The following is an 821-nucleotide window of genomic DNA, read 5'->3' as shown; positions in this document are numbered from 1 at the left end:
GTTCGATCAGCTTGAGTGGCAGGACGCTGATAACGGCAGTGTGCTGAGTTGGGACGTCAACGGTTGGGTAGGGGGGGATATTGATCGGCTGTGGATTCGCTCCGAGGGGGAGCGCACCAACGGCAAAACCGAATCCGCCGAGCTACAAGCGTTGTGGGGCCACTCGATCGGCCCGTGGTGGGACGTGGTGGGTGGCGTACGGCAGGACTTCAAACCAGGGCCGCCTCAGACGTGGGCCGCATTTGGTCTCCAGGGTCTGGCCTTATACAACTTCGAGGCCGAAGCGACCGCTTTCCTTGGAGAGGGTGGCCAAACTGCGTTGAGGCTGGAAGGCGACTACGACATCTTGCTGACCAATCGCCTGATCTTGCAGCCCACCGCCGAAGCTAATTTTTACGGGCAGAACGACCCCAAACGCGGAATCGGCTCAGGCTTGTCCGAGACGGAAGTCGGAGTGCGCTTGCGGTACGAAATTTACCGGGAATTCGCCCCGTACATTGGCGTTAGCTGGAACCGCTCCTATGGCAACACTGCCGATTTTGCCCGGGAGGAAGGGGAAGACCGCAGCGAAGCCCGCCTGGTCCTGGGCGTACGTATGTGGTTCTAACCAGACACCAAATCTCATTCCCCACGAACGCCCCTTGGGCTGTAGGAGTTCGCATGTTCAATCGTGCACCTTTCATCACGCTCTTTGCCGCTGGAATGCTGTTTAGCGCCCTGGCTCAAGCCCATCCCAAGCTGGTGTCTTCGACGCCTGCCGAAGGAACTGAAGGCGCCGCCCCAGCAAAGATCGAGCTGCACTTTTCTGAAAACCTGGTCAC

Annotated in this window: 1 protein-coding gene and 1 pseudogene; both read left to right on the top strand. The window is 59.1% G+C overall.

Features of this window, described 5'->3' with window-relative positions:
• Positions 1–607: copper resistance protein B (locus tag QKY98_RS23525; protein ID WP_284671692.1), on the top strand; the 607-nt coding region annotated here is incomplete at its 5' end.
• A gap of 53 nt (positions 608–660) precedes the next feature.
• A pseudogene (locus QKY98_RS23520) lies at positions 661–821 on the top strand (copper resistance protein CopC); the annotation flags it as partial.

It is taken from the genome of Pseudomonas sp. HR1 (assembly GCF_030175875.1).
Lineage (GTDB): Bacteria > Pseudomonadota > Gammaproteobacteria > Pseudomonadales > Pseudomonadaceae > Chryseomonas > Chryseomonas oryzihabitans.
The sequence above is the reverse complement of the archived record's forward strand: the minus strand, read 5'-3'. Positions and strand labels throughout refer to the sequence as shown.